Raw genomic sequence first — 15,110 nt, forward strand, 5'->3', positions numbered from 1 at the left:
ACGAGTGGCCTAGGCGATAGGTTTCACTTCAAGTCCTTGCACGACGCCTTGCCACCAGCCGTCGGTGAGGCGTCGTTCCCAGTAGTCGCCGCGCGTGTAGTCCTTGATGACGCCGCGCCAGAACGCTTGCGCCGCAGCGTTCTCCGTCATCTGCCCGACCTCCCACTTGCCGGGCAATGCGGCGAAGACTTGCGTCGCCAGTTCCCGGCCGACGCCCGAACGGCGGTACTTCTTCAGCACGAAAAACTGGTCCATCCAGAATCCCGCGGGTCCGACTTTGACCGCCGTATCGACCAACGCGAAGCCTGCGTACTTACCGTCCACCAGCGCGACGAATGCGTGGCAGTCCGTATCGTGCCAAAAGCGGTCGAGCGAATAGCCGTACTCGCCATGAACATCGAGGTCCTGGTCCCAGATGTCGGAAAGGTCGTGCTGGTACAGCTCCAGCATGCGATAGAGCGGCAGACGCTCCTCCGCGCTGGCCTTGCGAACAACGATCATGCTCGGGTGCATTGGGGACTCGCTTAGGTCTGCTTCAGTCTGATGCAACTTGCCGGTTCATGTGCAAGCCCACGCCAATCGTTCGAACCGGCGTGGGCCGCGCGTGCAGATGCTTTAGAACGTCACTGCCGCGTGCAAGCTCGCAACAGCGGCGGCGTTAAAGCGAATCTGATACTGCTCCGAATAATTGGGCGTCGAACCCCCGCCGGACACCGCAACCGGATAGGCGTTGCCGCCGACAACGGTTCCCGCCTTGACGAGGCTGCCGACATAGACGTTGCCGTTGAGCTCGTAAAAGGTCCGGTAGGTCGGCGTCGTCAGATTCGGCCGCACGGCGGATGCGACATAAGTCGTCACACCGTTGATCGACGACACGCTACCGTTGCTGAGCGTGTAAGTCGTGTTGTCGTCGACCAGGAAAATGCCACCGTTCGCCATCAACCCGGCGATCGTCGTCCCGCCCGGAACAGGATCCGGGGTGGTGCCTGTTGTGGTGCTGGTTGCGGTGGCCGTTGCGGTAGAGTCGTAGTCGACAACCGTGTAGGTGTCGGCAACTTCGGTTGACGTGTATTTCACGTAAGCGGCGCCCGAGTTCCATGTGGCCGTCGTGCTGAGCAGCGCCGTATTGAAATAAAGCGAGTTCAACCAATGCGCGAGATCGGTCGGAGCAGACGCGACGGTGCCGCTCAATGGGACCACGGAGAAGCCGCTGCGTATCACGCTGTCCACAACGGTCACGCCGTCAGCGGCAAGCGCGTTGACTTTGACACCGGTGCCTTGATAACTCACGCTGTCCTGCGAACCCGATCCCACTACAATGGCGCCGTTGATCACATAGCGCGAGACGGACGTGGCGCTCGGCACACTCAGCGTATTCGCAATCGAGGTGGGCGTGGATCCGTTAAGCGCCTGCGCCCCTGCGGTAGACGGCGAGGCCGCCATCGATGCATGCGACTCAACGAAATATTGTGTACTCGGTGCGGGTGTACCTGAAAGCGGCAACAACCAACTCAGGTTATAGACGGCATTAGGCGCCAGTGCGAACTGTTCAAACGCCTGCTGATCTGCACTCAATGAAGACTGATTAGCCGTTGATGATGAACTGGAACCTCCACCTCCACCGCCGCAGCCGGCGAGTAACACAGACAAGCCCATTGCGATGGCAAACCCCGCCCGCTTGATATCTTTCATTTTGATTGCCCGTTAACCTGTATTTATGCGTTTTGATTTTCTTAAGGGGGCGGGACGCTATCGGAATGGATATAGCCAGTCGCCCTCTTCGAGGTGGGATGGCCTCGATTCATTAAATAATTTTGCCCAGCGGCAAAAGTATCCGATGCGGATGTGGGTGTCCAGAATTGTTCTGGATATAGCGCGCTTTTAACGGTTTGATGAGCCAAACGAGTCACGCGGTTTTACATCTCGCCTACATCAAGACCTTACGCATAAAGTTTCGCTGTTTACCGGCCGGAAAATCATCGAGGCGCGCGAACACGCCGTAGCATCAATCAAACAACGTCGCCTCCGATGCCCGACACGGCACCCGTGCTATGGTCATACGCCATCTCGCCGACATGGCATGCCGCACCAGGCTGAAACCACGACCTCCGTGATCCGCGATGATTCGCCCAACACCTGCCGCCTCCAAACGTCCGCGCGCGACCTGGTTGATCCGCGCGTTCTACGCGCTCGTCCTGATCCTCGTCGCGATTGCACTTGCAAGCTGGATGACCTTGCGCGCCAGCCTCCCGCAACTCGACGGCACGCACACCGCACCTACACTCTCCGCCCCAGTCACGATCGAACGCGACGCGCTCGGCGTCCCCACATTACACGGCAACTCACGCGCGGACGTGGCCTACGCGACGGGCTTCGTGCACGCACAGGACCGCTTCTTCCAGATGGACCTGTTGCGCCGCGTCGCGGCCGGCGAGATGGCCGCGCTAATCGGGCCGGCCGCGCTCGACCTCGATCGCAGCAATCGCCCGAGCCGGTTCCGCGAGCGCGCCGAGATCGTACTCAACGCGATGCCCGCCGACCAACGGCTGCTGGTCGAGCGCTACGCAGCCGGCGTCAACGACGGACTCGCTTCGCTGGCATCGCGCCCCTTCGAGTACTGGGTATTGCGCATGCACCCGGCAGCGTGGCGCCCCGAGGACACGCTGCTCGTCATCTACGCCATGTACTTCGACCTCCAGTCCCACGAGGTCAGCCGGATCCTTTCGCGCGCGGCCCTTCGCGAGCGCGTCCCCGCCGATCTGTTCGCCTTCCTGCTACCTACCGCGAGTCACTGGGACGCACCGTTCGATCTCGCGACGCCACCCGCTGTCGAACTCGCCACACCGCCCGCCACGCGTCCCGACTGGTTGCACGCCGCGAAGTCCGCGAGCATCGCGTTGCCCGGAACCGAACTCGCAGACCGCAACCCGAGCACCGACGATTCGGTGATCGGCAGCAACGGCTGGGCCGTCGACGCCGCCCACAGCGCGCAAGGTAGCGCACTGCTCGCAAGCGACATGCACCTCGGCCTATCGCTGCCTAACATCTGGTACCGGCTTTCGCTGACATGGCCAGGCGTGGACGGTCGGCCACGGCACATTACCGGCGTCAGCCTGCCCGGTGGCCCCCTCGTCATCGCCGGCAGCAATGGTCAGGTTGCATGGGGGTTCACTAACAGCTACGGCCACTTCATTGACCTGATCGAACTGCAACGCAATCCCGCCGATCCGCTGCAATACCGCGCTCCCGGCGGCGCGTGGCGACGTGCAGTGATCCACCACGAACGCATTGACGTCAAGGGCGGCACGCCGGTCGATCTGCCCGTCGCGGACACGCAATGGGGCCCGGAGAGGGTGGTCGGCTCGCACGCCTATGCGCTGCACTGGGTCGCTCACGATCCCCAGGCGGTCAATGTCAACCTGCAGCGGCTCGAAGACAGCACGAGCGTCGCGGACGCGTTGCACGTGGCGCAGACCAGCGGGATTCCGACGCAGAACTTCATGGTGGCCGATTCGCACGGCAAGATCGGCTGGACGCTGGCGGGACCGCTGCCGCGCTGGAACCCCGCCGCGGTTGCATCGAAGGACAACCCGGTCGACGACCTGCCCTTTGATTCGGCCACCTATCAAGGCTGGCAAGGCTACCTCGCACCGGATGCGTACCCGTCGCGAATCGACCCGCCGCTCGGGCGTTTGTGGACGGCGAACAACCACACCTTGCCGACTTCCGAAGCCGCGCTGCTCGGCGACGCGGGAGCCGACGTCGGCGCGCGCGCCTCGCAGATCCGCGACGACCTGCTAGCGCTGCCGCGCGCCAACGAGCGTGACATGCTCGCCATCCAGACCGACGACCGCGCGCTATGGATCGATCGTTGGCGGCGTCTCGCTCTCTCAGCGCTCGACGCCGACGCATTGCGCGACCATCCGCAGCGCGCCGAATTCCAGCGCCTCGTGCTTGGATGGAACGGCCGCGCCGATGCGGACGCAGTCGGCTATCGTCTCGTGCGCGCGTTCTACTTCTCGCTCTACGACGCCTGGTTCGGCCCGCTCGACAAGGACCTCGCAACCCATTTCGGCAGCGGACCGGACACGCCGCCGCTCGGCTTTCGCGGGGCGAGTTCGCGCTATGACGCGGTCATGGAAGCGCTTGCAGCGCATCACGCATGGGTGCCGGACGGCAGCGCCGACTGGCGCGCGTTCATGCTCGACCGGATCGACCATGCCATCACGCAGTTGCCACCGGGCGTGAAACTCGAAGATGCGCGCTGGGGCGATCGCAATCGCGCGGCGATCGATCATCCGTTCGCGCGGATCGTGCCGGCGTGGCTGCCATGGCTGCGCGCCTCCCTGGGCGCGCCGCACGATCCGCTGCCGGGCGACATCAACATGCCGCGCGTGCAAGCGCCTTCGTTCGGGGCCTCCGAGCGGATCGTCGTCTCGCCGGGGCGCGAACAGGACGGCTTCTTTGAAATGCCGGGCGGTCAGTCCGGTCACCCGTTGTCGCCGTACTTCCTCGCGGGACATGAAGCGTGGGTCCATGGCGACGCCACGCCGTTCTTGCCGGGGGCAGCCATGCATCGGCTTGAACTGGTGCCGCAGGCTCGTTGATTACGCAACCCGATCAAACGTCGCGGTCATCAATCCATCTCTACATTCCGCTCTCGGGTCGAGTGGAATGTAGAGCGAAATAGACAGCCGGATTTATTACTCTCTATTACCTGGCGTTCCTATCCTGCATAAATTCAATTCGCTTAAATTCGCGTTTAATGAATCTCCCTTACATACCGTTATATAAACAAACGGTCTTTCGGATAAACTTCCGGTTCGCAAAGGGCTACCACGCGCGACAGCGCTAACCCAAATCTGTCACTACACCCCGAAAAAGGTTTCAGTGATGTCCGATCAGTTATGCGTCATACATGGGAAAATCACCTCCATGGAGCGTGTGCCCGTGAGCCTTCAGACGGCCGGCCAGCCGTCGGCCGGCATGCTGGCCCGAATCTTTGCACCGATTCTTTTCGCGCTAGGCGGAAAAATCGGTATGGCGGTAATGAACCATTGGCAGAATCGTTATCTATCGGGCATTTATGATCAGTTGAATCAGACGGCCCGCGGTGCGGCTTCGCAAACCGTCAAACTCACGGCGCTCGCCGATTTTCTCTATCTGATGGATATCACCATCGCCGGCACGCAATACCGCACCATGCTGAGCGGCCTCTGCTTCAGCGAGGGTGACGACGTGAACGCAGTCGTCGATGCGAAAGGGACTTTGCTGGCAGTCGCGCGGCCGGATCAGACGGCGATGTCGATCTATTCGAGCTGCAAATACGGCTTCGCCCTCCTCATGAAAAATCTCTGGTGGGTCAGCAAGCTGCTTTTCTGGGTAATGATGATTCCCATGCTACTGATCAACGTGGGCGAACTCACGCTCAATAGCGCCTGGGATTTGACGGTCTTTCTGATCGTTCTTGCCGGCGCTCCCTTTGCCCTCATGGCGTTGAGCGCCCTGCTCTGCGGACTGGCCAACCGCGACGAATTCATTCCTGCGTGGCTCGCGTCCAGCATCTTTGAAGCGCTCAGCCGTCCCGATCTGGCCACGGCCAACTTCAACGTGGCGGAGCGCGAAGCGCCGCACGACGGCCGCAAGCGGCCAGGCGACAAAGGCCGGGTGTTGTATTTCTGGCCGGCAGATAACGCAACCAAGGCGGCGCGCGCAAAGATCCGCGCGGCTAACAGCCAGATCGAACACAGCGAAGGATAAGCCGGAGCAGCGCGCCCTCTGCCCGCTCGCCTCCCCGATACACTGGCTCAGTTCGACGCCAGCGCCGGCAAAAACGGCCACCAGCACACCTGATTGAGCGCCGAGGTCGCAATCGACGGACTCAGCCCTGCGGCAATGCTGGCATTCCAGCCGCTTTGTGCGGTCGATATCGCCGAGCAACTACTCACATAGTCGAGCGATCCCGTGAAGAACGTACTGCGCGGCAATTGCGCCTCGGTACTCTTCCACGTCTGCAGCGTTTGCAGCAGCGAGCTGTCGAGCGAGGGCAGGAATACCTGTTCGGCAAAGTTGCCGTCCACCAGCATCGGAAACGAGAGTCCGCCACTCGATCCGTTGAGCGCCGAGGTCGGTGCCGCGTTCAGAACGATCGGCGCGTTCGGAAACTCCGTGCGCAACTGCGCGACCAGATCGAGACCGCCTTGCTTGCAACTCGCGTCGCACGGACCTTGTGCGGCGTTCGCGTCGTGGCCGACGATCTCGAAGTTATCCAGCATGAAGCCGTCGACGCCGGTCGCCGCCAGGCGCGGCGCGACGTAGTTGACGATCAGGTTCTGATAGTCCGCGTTGCCGACGTTCATCCAGTACTCGTTGGAGTAGCCGCTGTACTGGCCCAGTTGCGCCGCCTGGTTCGCGCCGCAGGAGACGAAGCCGGTGGGCACCGTCGTCCAATAGGTTCGCCAGGTCTCGCAGGCGCCGACATTCAGATAGCTGAGCACTTTCGCGCCATGCGCCTTCAGCGCGGTGATCTGCGCGGGCGTGAAGTTGGGGGTGCCGGTGCCCGGATCGGCGTCGATCACGATCACGTTGAAACTCGAGGCGAGCTGATTGATATCGGTTTGCGCAGCCGTGCCGTAGTAGACGGCCCAGACCGGCGACGCCGGCAGATTGCGAGCCGCCGCGATCGTCACATTGGTTGACCCCGAAGGCACGACCGTGCTGGTGCTGCTGCTGGCGGAACTGGTGGAACTGCCGGACGTCCCGCTCGATGCCTGGCCACTGCCGCCGCCCCCACCGCCCCCGCCACCACAAGCGCCTGACAGTACCGCAACAAGGAGCGCAGCCCCGAGCCAACAACGAGAAGATAATGAGCGCATGGTTGATCTGATTGGATTTTCCCGGAGCGTAGCATGCGCGGTGGGCGGCAGCGCGACACCAGATACACTCGCAAGGGCAATCCAAAGGAGATTTCGATGATACGCAAAACGCTCAACGCATCGCAGTTGCAGCAGGAGGTGAACCGGCGACTGCATCGACTGCATGAAATCGTCGAAGACGGCGTGAAGATTCGCGTGCCGAGGCCGCAGCTTCAGGAGCCCGACGCAAGCGGCTGCAACTGGGACATGAAGCACTTCGGCAATGCCGCCGGTTTCGATCGCGACATCGCCGCAGTGCTCAAGGCCGTACGCGCCGAATACAACCTGAGCACCGAAACGAAAGACACGGGTAACCCGTTCGCGGATTTTCCCGGCGACTGACCGGTCGGCGAATGCGCTTTACGGCTCGCGCGCAAACTTGTCGAGGTTGATACCCAGTTCGGCGGCCATGTGTTCGACCAGTGTCTGAAGGCGCAGCAGTTCCTCACCCTGACGCTTCACTTCCGCGTTGAGCGTCTCGACCTCGACAGAGGGCGCAGCGTCTTCCACGACGCCACGCGAAGACGCTTCGCTCACGCTGACTTCGCCGCACAGCAGATGCACCCAGCGATTCTCGCGCTCACCTGGCGTGCGCGGCAACTTCACCACGCGCGGCGGTTCGTGCGCCGCCAGTTCATCCAGAAACACTTCGACCGACGAAATATCAGCGAAGTCATGCAGGCGCGAGGTATTCAGGCGCAATTCCGCTGCGGTCTGCGGACCGCGCAGGATCAACACCGTGAGCAACGCACCCGACTGACTGGGAATGCCCAACACGCGATTCAGGTTGTGCTCGAAACGCGGCACACGGCTGCTGCTGCCTTCCAGCACCAGACTGAGACGCCTCAGGCCGTCGATAGCAGTGAGCACTTCGGCATCCGTGACGTTCATCACCGGCGCGCGCGCCGTCTTCTGATTGCAGCCGGAGGTCAGCGAGTTGAGCGAAAGCGGGTAGGTGTCCGGCACCGTGTGCTGCTTTTCGACCAGCACACCGAGCACGCGCGCCTCGACTGGCGTCAGAGGACGCATGGCGGGGCGCGGAACAGCATCGGGGGTAGAGTTCATAAGTGACATCGCTACGGGCAGCGCCTGGAAGGCACGCGGTGATCGTGCGCCTGACGGGAATGTCGGGCGGAGACACACATCATAATCAGATTACCCGCCACCGCAAAACACGCGCTGTCCGGCAACAACGGGTAGCATGACGCACTCACTCAGGTCTTCGCTCCAGCCCCATGCGTTCCATGCGTCCGTTGCCGCCACTTGTTGCTCTGCGCGCTTTCGAAGCGGCCGCACGACACCTCAGTTTCAGTCAGGCGGCCCAGGAACTCTTCGTTACGCAAAGCGCTGTCAGCCACCATATCCAGAAGCTGGAGAGCGAACTAGGCGTGCCGCTGTTTGAACGGCGCACGCGGGCGGTCGCACTGACCGCTGCCGGACACGCCTACTATGCCAAAGTACATGCCGCCTTCGAACTGCTGCGCGCAGGCACCGAGGAAACGCGTGCTCCCACTGCTGCGCGGATGAAGCTCAGCGTGGGTCTGTTGGCTTCGTTCGCCACACGCTGGCTCGCGCCCCGCTTGCCGGCGTTTTCCGCCGCGCATCCCGGTATCGACTTGCAGCTGCGGCCCGATATCGCGCTAGCGGACGTGTCCGGCGGCGAAGTGGATCTGTCGATTCGCTATGGCCGCGGCGGCTGGCCCGGCGTGCGCGCCCGCAAGCTCATGTCCGAGCGCCTCTCGCTGGTGTGTGCACCCGCGCTGCTCGCCGGCGCACGGCGGCCCCGCACGCCGCAAGACCTGCTGCGCTATCCGCTGCTCGCCTCGCACGCCAAAATGCCCTTCGAATGGCAAGCCTGGGCCACGCGTTTCGGCGTCGATCTCCGTCATGCAACGACGGTGCATCTGCACGACTACAACATCGTCGTCGAAGCGGCACTCGCCGGACAAGGCATCGCGATGGGCCGCCACCGCCTCATCGCCGCGCAACTGACAAGCGGCGCGCTGATCCAGCCGGCGCCCGACGCGGTGCTGGACGATCCGCGCATCGGCTGGTGGCTCGTCACGCCGCGCACGGCGACAGGCGAGAGCGAAGCCGCGACGGCCTTCCGCGAATGGTTGATGCAGATGGCCGCGCAAGATTCGCCAGACTGAACGCATGAGTTTGGCTCACGTGTCGCCGGCAAGAATTCATTGGTCAGCGGGCGGCGGCCACCATAGGATGGTCGTTCATTCATTCCATTGAGACACCCACCATGAGCCTCTCCCTCACCGCTCGCGTCGCTGAACTCGGCCTCACCCTGGAATCCGCCGCCGCGCCGGCCGCGAACTACGTGCCGTTCGTGCAGGACGGTCAACTGCTGTTCATTTCCGGGCAGATCTCGCGCAAGAACGGCCAGGCTGCATACCTGGGCCGCCTCGGCGACAATGTCACGGACGAAGACGGCATCGCGGCGGCGCGTCTCGCCGCGCTCGGCATCCTCTCGCAGATTGCCGCCGCTACCGGCGACCGGATCGACCGCGTGGCGCGCATCGTGCGCCTTGGCGTGTTTGTCGCCAGTACGCCGGAGTTCAATCGTCAGAGCGCGATTGGCAACGGCGCGTCGGATCTGATGGTGCAGGTGTTCGGCGACGCCGGCCGGCATGCGCGCAGCGCGGTGGGCGTCGCGTCGTTGCCTTCCGGGGTGGCCGTGGAAGTCGAGGCCATCGTCTCGCTCACGCAATCCTGAAACGTGACCCTCGTACGCAGGGTCTGAGTCACAACCGTGATTCACAGCCGTGAGTCACAAGCGTGAGTCACAGCCCTGAAGCGCAGCCTGCAAACCGCAGCCCTAAACCCTGCCCGCCCCACTGGAGCACCCCAAGCATGCCAGCCCCTCTTACCGTTGCCGCCGTGGAAGCGCTGCGCGCCCAGACGCCGGGTACGCAGCACATCACGCACTTCAACCACGCCGGTTCGTCATTGCCGTCAACGGCTACGCTGGAAGCGATCCGCGAGCACCTCTGGCGCGAAGCGACCCAGGGTCCCATGGAAGCAGGTGTGACAGCGCGTCAGCAAACGGAACAGGCCCGCACACTCGCGGCTCGACTGCTCAACGCGCAGCCGTCGGAGATCGCCGTGACGACCGGCAACTCGTCGGCCTGGGGCGGCGCATTCGCCGCGCTGGGCGCGTGGCGGCCAGGCGACCGTATCCTCGTAGCGCGCCACGAATGGGGCGGCAATCTCGCAACCATGCGCCTGACAGCGCAACGGGCCGGCGCCTCGATCGAAACGATTCCCTCCGACGACAGCGGCGCCGTCGATCCGCAAGCGCTCGAGGCAATGCTCGACGAGCGTGTGCGCCTGATCGCGCTGACGTGGATGCCGGCCAACGGCGGCCTCATCAATCCGGCGGCGGACATCGGCCAGATTGCGCGTCGCCATGGCATTGCGTACTTCATCGATGGCGCGCAAAGCGTGGGACAGTTGCCCGTCGACGTGCAGCAGATCGGCTGCGATGTCCTGACCACCGTGGGTCGCAAAGCCTTGCGCGGTCCCCGCGGCACCGGCCTGCTGTATGTGCGGCAGGACTTTCTGCCACAGCTCACGCCGGCGTTCGTCGACACCCATTCGGCACCGCTCGATGCCAGCGGCGAGCCCATCCTGCGGGCCGACGCCGCGCGCCTCGAACCGTCGGAACTGGCGCCGGCGCTGCGCTGCGGACTGGCCAACGCGCTGCAGGAGGCGCTGGATATCGGCCTCGACCACATCCGCGCACGCATCGACACCATTGCACAGACGTTGCGCGCCGAGCTGGCGCAGATCGATGGCGTGACCGTCCTCGATCAGGGCCGCGAACGCTCGGGGCTGGTGGCGTTCAACCTGGCGGGCCACGAGCCGGCCGCGGTGCAACGCGCGCTGGCCGCGCAGGGCATATCGATCGGCAGCAACGGCGTGGCCTACACGCCGCTCGATATGACTGCCCGGGGTCTCGACACGATAGCTCGCGCATCCGTGAGCTATCTGACCACCGAGGCGGAAATCGACAGGCTGCTCGAGCATCTGCGCGCGTTGCGCCGCTAAGGCGGCAACGCGCTTGCGGCGCAACGCACGGAGAATTTTGTAGCGGTACGAAGTCTTCCCTGGCTGCAGTAAGATCGTCGCACGCGGCGCGCCATCAAAACGGGTGCGGCCGTCCCGTGCACGGCGGACCCGCAAGGAACGCCCATACAAGGAGACATTGATGGAACGACCCGAGTTCATCCGCCACTGGACCGAGCTGGAGAGTGCGGACGACGCCCACTACAAGGGCAGTACCGAACTGCTCGGTATCGGCGCGCCGCTCGCGAGGAAACTGGGCCTGCAGCGCATCGGCATTCACCACATGCGCCTGCCGCCCGGCCGCCGGAGCTCGTACCCGCATGCCGAAAGTGCGGAAGAAGAATTCGTGTTTGTGATCGAAGGCACACCGGATGTGTGGATCGACGGCCATCTGCATCCGCTGAAGCCGGGCGACTCGGTCGCGTTTCCGGCGGGCACCGGGATTTGCCATACCTTCATCAACAACACAGATCACGACGTGCGGCTGCTGGTCATCGGCGAGACCGAAAAGAAGGAAAACCGGATTCGCTATCCGATGAACGAGGCTCACGAAGCCACCCGCGAGGACCGCTGGGTGGATTGGCCCGTGCGTCCGATGGGTCCGCATGACGGCAAGCCGTCCGGCAGCAAGGCTTAACGGGCCGACACGCGCCTTCACGCGAGCGCAGCACCAACGCCCCATGCAAAAACGCCCCGGTCATCTCAGACCGGGGCGTCCATCAAGGCAACCCGCCATCGCGTAGCGGGCTCATCCTCGCTTACTGCTTCACGCCTTCCGCCTGGATGTGCAGAACGGTGGCCATCTTGAAGCCATACGTCTTGCCGAAGTCAACGCCGAAGTCAGAACGGTCGAACGTCGCCGTCGATTCCGTGCCGCACACTTCGCGCTTGAGCATCGGGTTCTGGAAGCACTTGAACGACTCGATCTTCAGGTTCAGCGGCTTCGTCACGCCGTGGAAGGTCAACTCTCCGATCACTTCGACCGGCACATCGCCGTTGAACTTCATCGACGTGCCCTTATAGACGGCCGTCGGGAATTGCGTGGCGTCGAAGAACTTCGGGCTCTTCAACTCCGTATCCAGCGTACCGTTGCCGATATCCACCGAGGTCATGTCGATGGTCGCTTCCAGCGTGCCCGTCTTCGCTTCGCGATCGATCGTCACCGAGCCGCTGCTCTTGTTGAACTTGCCGCGCCAGATCGAGACGCCGCCGAAGTGGTCGGCTTCGAAGCTCGGGTAGGTGTGGGTCGGATCGAGCGTATAGGTCACGTCAGCGGCCATTGCGCCAAACGATGCGCCTGCTGCCACTGCGGCGATGGCTACAGCCAAAAGTTGCTTTTTCAAAATCATTCTCCAGGTGGGTTGTGCGGCTTATTTCTTGGCTGCCACGATGTGAAACTTGATGACGACTTCGTCGGCGACAACCGACGTGTCCTTCCATTCGCCCGTGCCGATATCGAACTGGCTGCGTTTGATCGGCAATGCGCCGTCGAAGCTTTGAGTCGTACCTTGCTGCGCCACGGTGACCGGCACCGTGACGTTTTCGGACTTGCCCTTGATGGTCAGCGTGCCGCTGACCTTGAACTGGTTACCGCCCGCCGGCGCAATCGCGCTCGAGACGAACGTCGCATTCGGAAACTGCGCGGCGTCGAACCATTCCTTGCCGCGCACCTGCTGGTTGTAGCTTTCGTCGCCGAGGTCGTAGCTGGCGGTATCGATGCTCAGCTTGGCGCTGCCCGCGGCCGGCTTGGCCGGATCGAAGTTGAGCTGGGCCGTGAACTTCTTGAACGTCCCGTCGACGGGCACGTTCATCTGCTTTGACGTGGCGGTCACCGTGCTTTTCGACGTATCGACCTGCGCATGCGCCACGCCGAGGCACAGCGAGGTCAGCGCGGTCGCGGCCAGGATCCAGCGAAGGAAAGGAGTTTTCATATCTGCCTTGAGCGTGAGGCTATTTGAGAGCTACTTAAGAAAAGGGATCATGCGCGCCAGCAAGCCGTCGCGATCGATGAAGTGATGCTTCAGCGCCGCCAGCACGTGAACAATCACCAGCGCGAGCAAGGTGTAGTTCAACCAGATGTGGACGATTCTCAGCATGACCTTCAGCGCGGCGTCCGGCCCGATCAGCGTCGGCAACGGCACGATGCCCAGATAGACCACCTGAATCCCGGCTGCCGAGCTGTACAGATAGCCCGTGACCGGAATCACCAGCATCAGCACGTACAGAAACACGTGTGCGGCTTCCGCTGCGAGCTTCTGCAGCGGCGCCATGCCGGGCGGCATCTCCGGGGCGCGGTGCGTCAGGCGCCAGGCGAGGCGAATCACGGCAAGCACGAACACGGTCACGCCAATCCACTTGTGCCACGAAAAGTACTTGAGCTTGGTGGGCGTGAAACCGGGGATATCGGTCATGATCCAGCCGAGATAAAAACCGGCCACGATCAGCAGCGCGATAAGCCAATGAAGGCCCATTGCGGTTGCGCTATATCGCTGCTTAAGCGGCAGAACTGTCGTCATCGTCAACTTTGCTGGCGTCTTGAGGGCAGTTCGTCCACGACGCAGACGAACAGGCTGAGGAAGCGATTCTATGAGCGGACATGCACCGTGAATAGCGCATTGAAAGAGAACAGATTGTTGTTCCAGCGACGTAAATGGCCGGCTCGCCTTTACTTTTTTGGCGCGATTAGCGCCGTCACTTTATACAACGTTTTTATTTCCGAACCCGTAGCATCGCGGTTCTCGTTCATTACGACCCCGCAGGATTCCCGACGCGGCGGTACGGCCTGCATGGACAAGCCGTACGACGGTATGACCGCTTAGGGCGATTGACTCTCGCAGTCCCCGCTACATCATGGAGCTTAAAAGCATGAAGAAGTCTTTGCTGGCACTCGCGCTGTCAGGCGTATTCGCATTGTCCGCGCACGCGCAAAGCAGCGTCACCCTGTATGGCGTTATCGATACGGGTCTCGTGTTTGCGAATAATCAGGGTGGCCATAACAGCTGGCAAGAAACCAGCGCCGCCACGGAAAACACCGTGTATGGCCTCAAGGGTTCGGAAGACCTGGGTGGCGGCCTGCACGCCATCTTCAAACTGGAAAACGGTTTCAACCTGAACAACGGCAGCCTCTACAACGCGGGCGACGCGTTCGGCGAGCAGGCCTACGTCGGGCTGCAAACAGATCAGTTCGGCACCTTGCTGCTCGGCCGCCAGTTCGACACCGTCAACGACGTGCTCGGCCCGATCTCGTCAGCCGGCGGCAGCTACGGCGGCAACCTCTCCGCGCATCCGTTCAACAACGATAACCTCGCTGCGGACTCGATGAGCATCAACAACGCGGTGAAGTACACCAGCAACACCTACGGCGGCTTCACGGTTGAAGGCATGTACGCGTTCAGCAACAAGGCCGGCGGCTTCTCGAACAACCGCGCCTATGGCTTTGGCGCCACGTATGCGCACGGCCCCCTGAACCTGGCGGCCGGCTACCTGCAGCTCAACAACGCCGGCGGCGGCGTAAGCGACACGAATCCGAACGGCGCCGTCGCGCTCGACGACGGCAGCGCCGACTTCGTCGCGCAACGTCAACGCATCTGGGGCGCAGGCGGCAACTATGCGTTCGGTCCGGCTAACGTGGGCCTGCTGTGGACCCACTCGCAGATCGACAACCTCTCGAGCGTGTTTGCCGGCGGCGACGGTTACGCCGCTCTGGGTGGCGGCCTGCGCCTCGACAACTACGAAGTGAATGCACGCTACTCGCTGACGCCGAGCCTGAGCCTCGCCGGTGCGTACACCTTCACGGACGGCTCGTACGGCAACGGTGGCGCCAGCGCATCGCCGGAGTGGAATCAGTTCACGCTGCAAACCGATTACTCGCTGAGCAAGCGGACCGATGTCTACGTCGAAGGCGTGTATCAACACGTCCATGGCGCAGGGACCGGCTCGGTACTCGGCGATGCCACGATCAATACGTTGTCGCCTTCGTCGACGGGTACCCAGGTTGCGGTGACGGTCGGCCTGCGTCACCAGTTCTAATCTGCGCCACGGTTCAACGCCTTCACACTTGACCCACACGGGCCGCGCCTGCTGCGCGCGGCCCGCTGCACGCCTCCCGCCGAGGCA

The 15,110-nt window shown here is 62.8% G+C and carries 15 protein-coding genes; 8 read left to right on the forward strand and 7 right to left on the reverse strand.

Annotated features, from left to right (window positions below):
* Nucleotides 1–9: 9 nt before the first annotated feature.
* Both BUS12_RS00955 and BUS12_RS00960 read right to left on the reverse strand, forming a co-directional pair.
* Nucleotides 10–501, reverse strand: a complete 492-nt coding sequence (locus BUS12_RS00955; RefSeq protein WP_074293816.1) for a GNAT family N-acetyltransferase — start codon at nt 499–501, stop codon at nt 10–12.
* 114 nt (nt 502–615) lie between these two features.
* Complete coding sequence (locus BUS12_RS00960) at nt 616–1,575, reverse strand: hypothetical protein (RefSeq protein ID WP_253189977.1); 960 nt, start codon at nt 1,573–1,575, stop codon at nt 616–618.
* 545 nt (nt 1,576–2,120) lie between these two features.
* Here BUS12_RS00960 and BUS12_RS00965 point away from each other — a divergent pair.
* Together BUS12_RS00965 and BUS12_RS00970 are read left to right on the forward strand one after the other, a co-directional pair.
* Nucleotides 2,121–4,607: a penicillin acylase family protein gene (locus BUS12_RS00965; RefSeq protein ID WP_083640190.1), complete on the forward strand. Its 2,487-nt coding sequence runs from the start codon at nt 2,121–2,123 to the stop codon at nt 4,605–4,607.
* Nucleotides 4,608–4,893: 286 nt separating this feature from the next.
* The gene (locus BUS12_RS00970) at nt 4,894–5,760 is read left to right on the forward strand and encodes a hypothetical protein (RefSeq protein WP_143788219.1); all 867 of its coding nucleotides are present in this window, start codon (nt 4,894–4,896) and stop codon (nt 5,758–5,760) included.
* 47 nt (nt 5,761–5,807) lie between these two features.
* Here the strand turns inward: BUS12_RS00970 and BUS12_RS00975 are convergent, their stop codons facing one another.
* Complete coding sequence (locus BUS12_RS00975) at nt 5,808–6,710, reverse strand: glycoside hydrolase family 191 protein (protein ID WP_253189978.1); 903 nt, start codon at nt 6,708–6,710, stop codon at nt 5,808–5,810.
* 261 nt (nt 6,711–6,971) lie between these two features.
* On the opposite strand from BUS12_RS00975, the gene BUS12_RS00980 reads away from it, so the two are divergent.
* Nucleotides 6,972–7,256 carry a hypothetical protein gene (locus BUS12_RS00980; protein ID WP_074293820.1) on the forward strand — a complete coding sequence of 95 codons (285 nt, stop codon included), beginning with the start codon at nt 6,972–6,974 and terminating at the stop codon, nt 7,254–7,256.
* Nucleotides 7,257–7,274: 18 nt separating this feature from the next.
* On the opposite strand, the gene BUS12_RS00985 is transcribed toward BUS12_RS00980, so the two are convergent.
* Nucleotides 7,275–7,979, reverse strand: coding sequence for a YceH family protein (locus tag BUS12_RS00985; RefSeq protein ID WP_074293821.1), 705 nt, complete (start codon nt 7,977–7,979; stop codon nt 7,275–7,277).
* Nucleotides 7,980–8,149: 170 nt separating this feature from the next.
* Here BUS12_RS00985 and gcvA point away from each other — a divergent pair, with 170 nt between their 5' ends.
* The 4 genes from gcvA (at nt 8,150) to BUS12_RS01005 (ending at nt 11,631) form a co-directional block, all read left to right on the forward strand.
* A complete protein-coding gene (gene gcvA, locus BUS12_RS00990) occupies nt 8,150–9,067 on the forward strand; it encodes a transcriptional regulator GcvA (RefSeq protein ID WP_074293822.1) in 918 nt (305 codons plus the stop codon).
* Nucleotides 9,068–9,168: 101 nt separating this feature from the next.
* Nucleotides 9,169–9,642, forward strand: coding sequence for a RidA family protein (locus BUS12_RS00995; protein ID WP_074293823.1), 474 nt, complete (start codon nt 9,169–9,171; stop codon nt 9,640–9,642).
* A gap of 137 nt (nt 9,643–9,779) precedes the next feature.
* Nucleotides 9,780–10,976 carry an aminotransferase class V-fold PLP-dependent enzyme gene (locus tag BUS12_RS01000; protein WP_074293824.1) on the forward strand — a complete coding sequence of 399 codons (1,197 nt, stop codon included), beginning with the start codon at nt 9,780–9,782 and terminating at the stop codon, nt 10,974–10,976.
* Between the two features lie 160 nt (nt 10,977–11,136).
* Entirely contained in the window at nt 11,137–11,631 is a 495-nt protein-coding gene (locus BUS12_RS01005; RefSeq protein ID WP_074293825.1) for a cupin domain-containing protein, read from the forward strand.
* Between the two features lie 121 nt (nt 11,632–11,752).
* Here BUS12_RS01005 and BUS12_RS01010 read toward each other — a convergent pair whose 3' ends face one another.
* From BUS12_RS01010 to BUS12_RS01020, 3 genes are read right to left on the reverse strand one after another with little or no spacing between them, the layout of a single operon-like run.
* Nucleotides 11,753–12,337, reverse strand: coding sequence for a YceI family protein (locus BUS12_RS01010; RefSeq protein WP_171991570.1), 585 nt, complete (start codon nt 12,335–12,337; stop codon nt 11,753–11,755).
* Nucleotides 12,338–12,364: 27 nt separating this feature from the next.
* Complete coding sequence (locus BUS12_RS01015) at nt 12,365–12,925, reverse strand: YceI family protein (protein ID WP_074293827.1); 561 nt, start codon at nt 12,923–12,925, stop codon at nt 12,365–12,367.
* A 30-nt stretch (nt 12,926–12,955) separates the two neighbouring features.
* Nucleotides 12,956–13,510 (reverse strand): cytochrome b, encoded by a 555-nt coding sequence (locus BUS12_RS01020; RefSeq protein WP_074293828.1) that lies wholly within the window; start codon nt 13,508–13,510, stop codon nt 12,956–12,958.
* A gap of 349 nt (nt 13,511–13,859) precedes the next feature.
* On the opposite strand from BUS12_RS01020, the gene BUS12_RS01025 reads away from it, so the two are divergent.
* Nucleotides 13,860–15,023, forward strand: a complete 1,164-nt coding sequence (locus BUS12_RS01025; RefSeq protein ID WP_074293829.1) for a porin — start codon at nt 13,860–13,862, stop codon at nt 15,021–15,023.
* Nucleotides 15,024–15,110: the final 87 nt, after the last annotated feature.

The sequence above is a fragment of the Paraburkholderia phenazinium genome, from assembly GCF_900142845.1.
GTDB classification, from domain to species: Bacteria; Pseudomonadota; Gammaproteobacteria; order Burkholderiales; family Burkholderiaceae; genus Paraburkholderia; species Paraburkholderia phenazinium_A.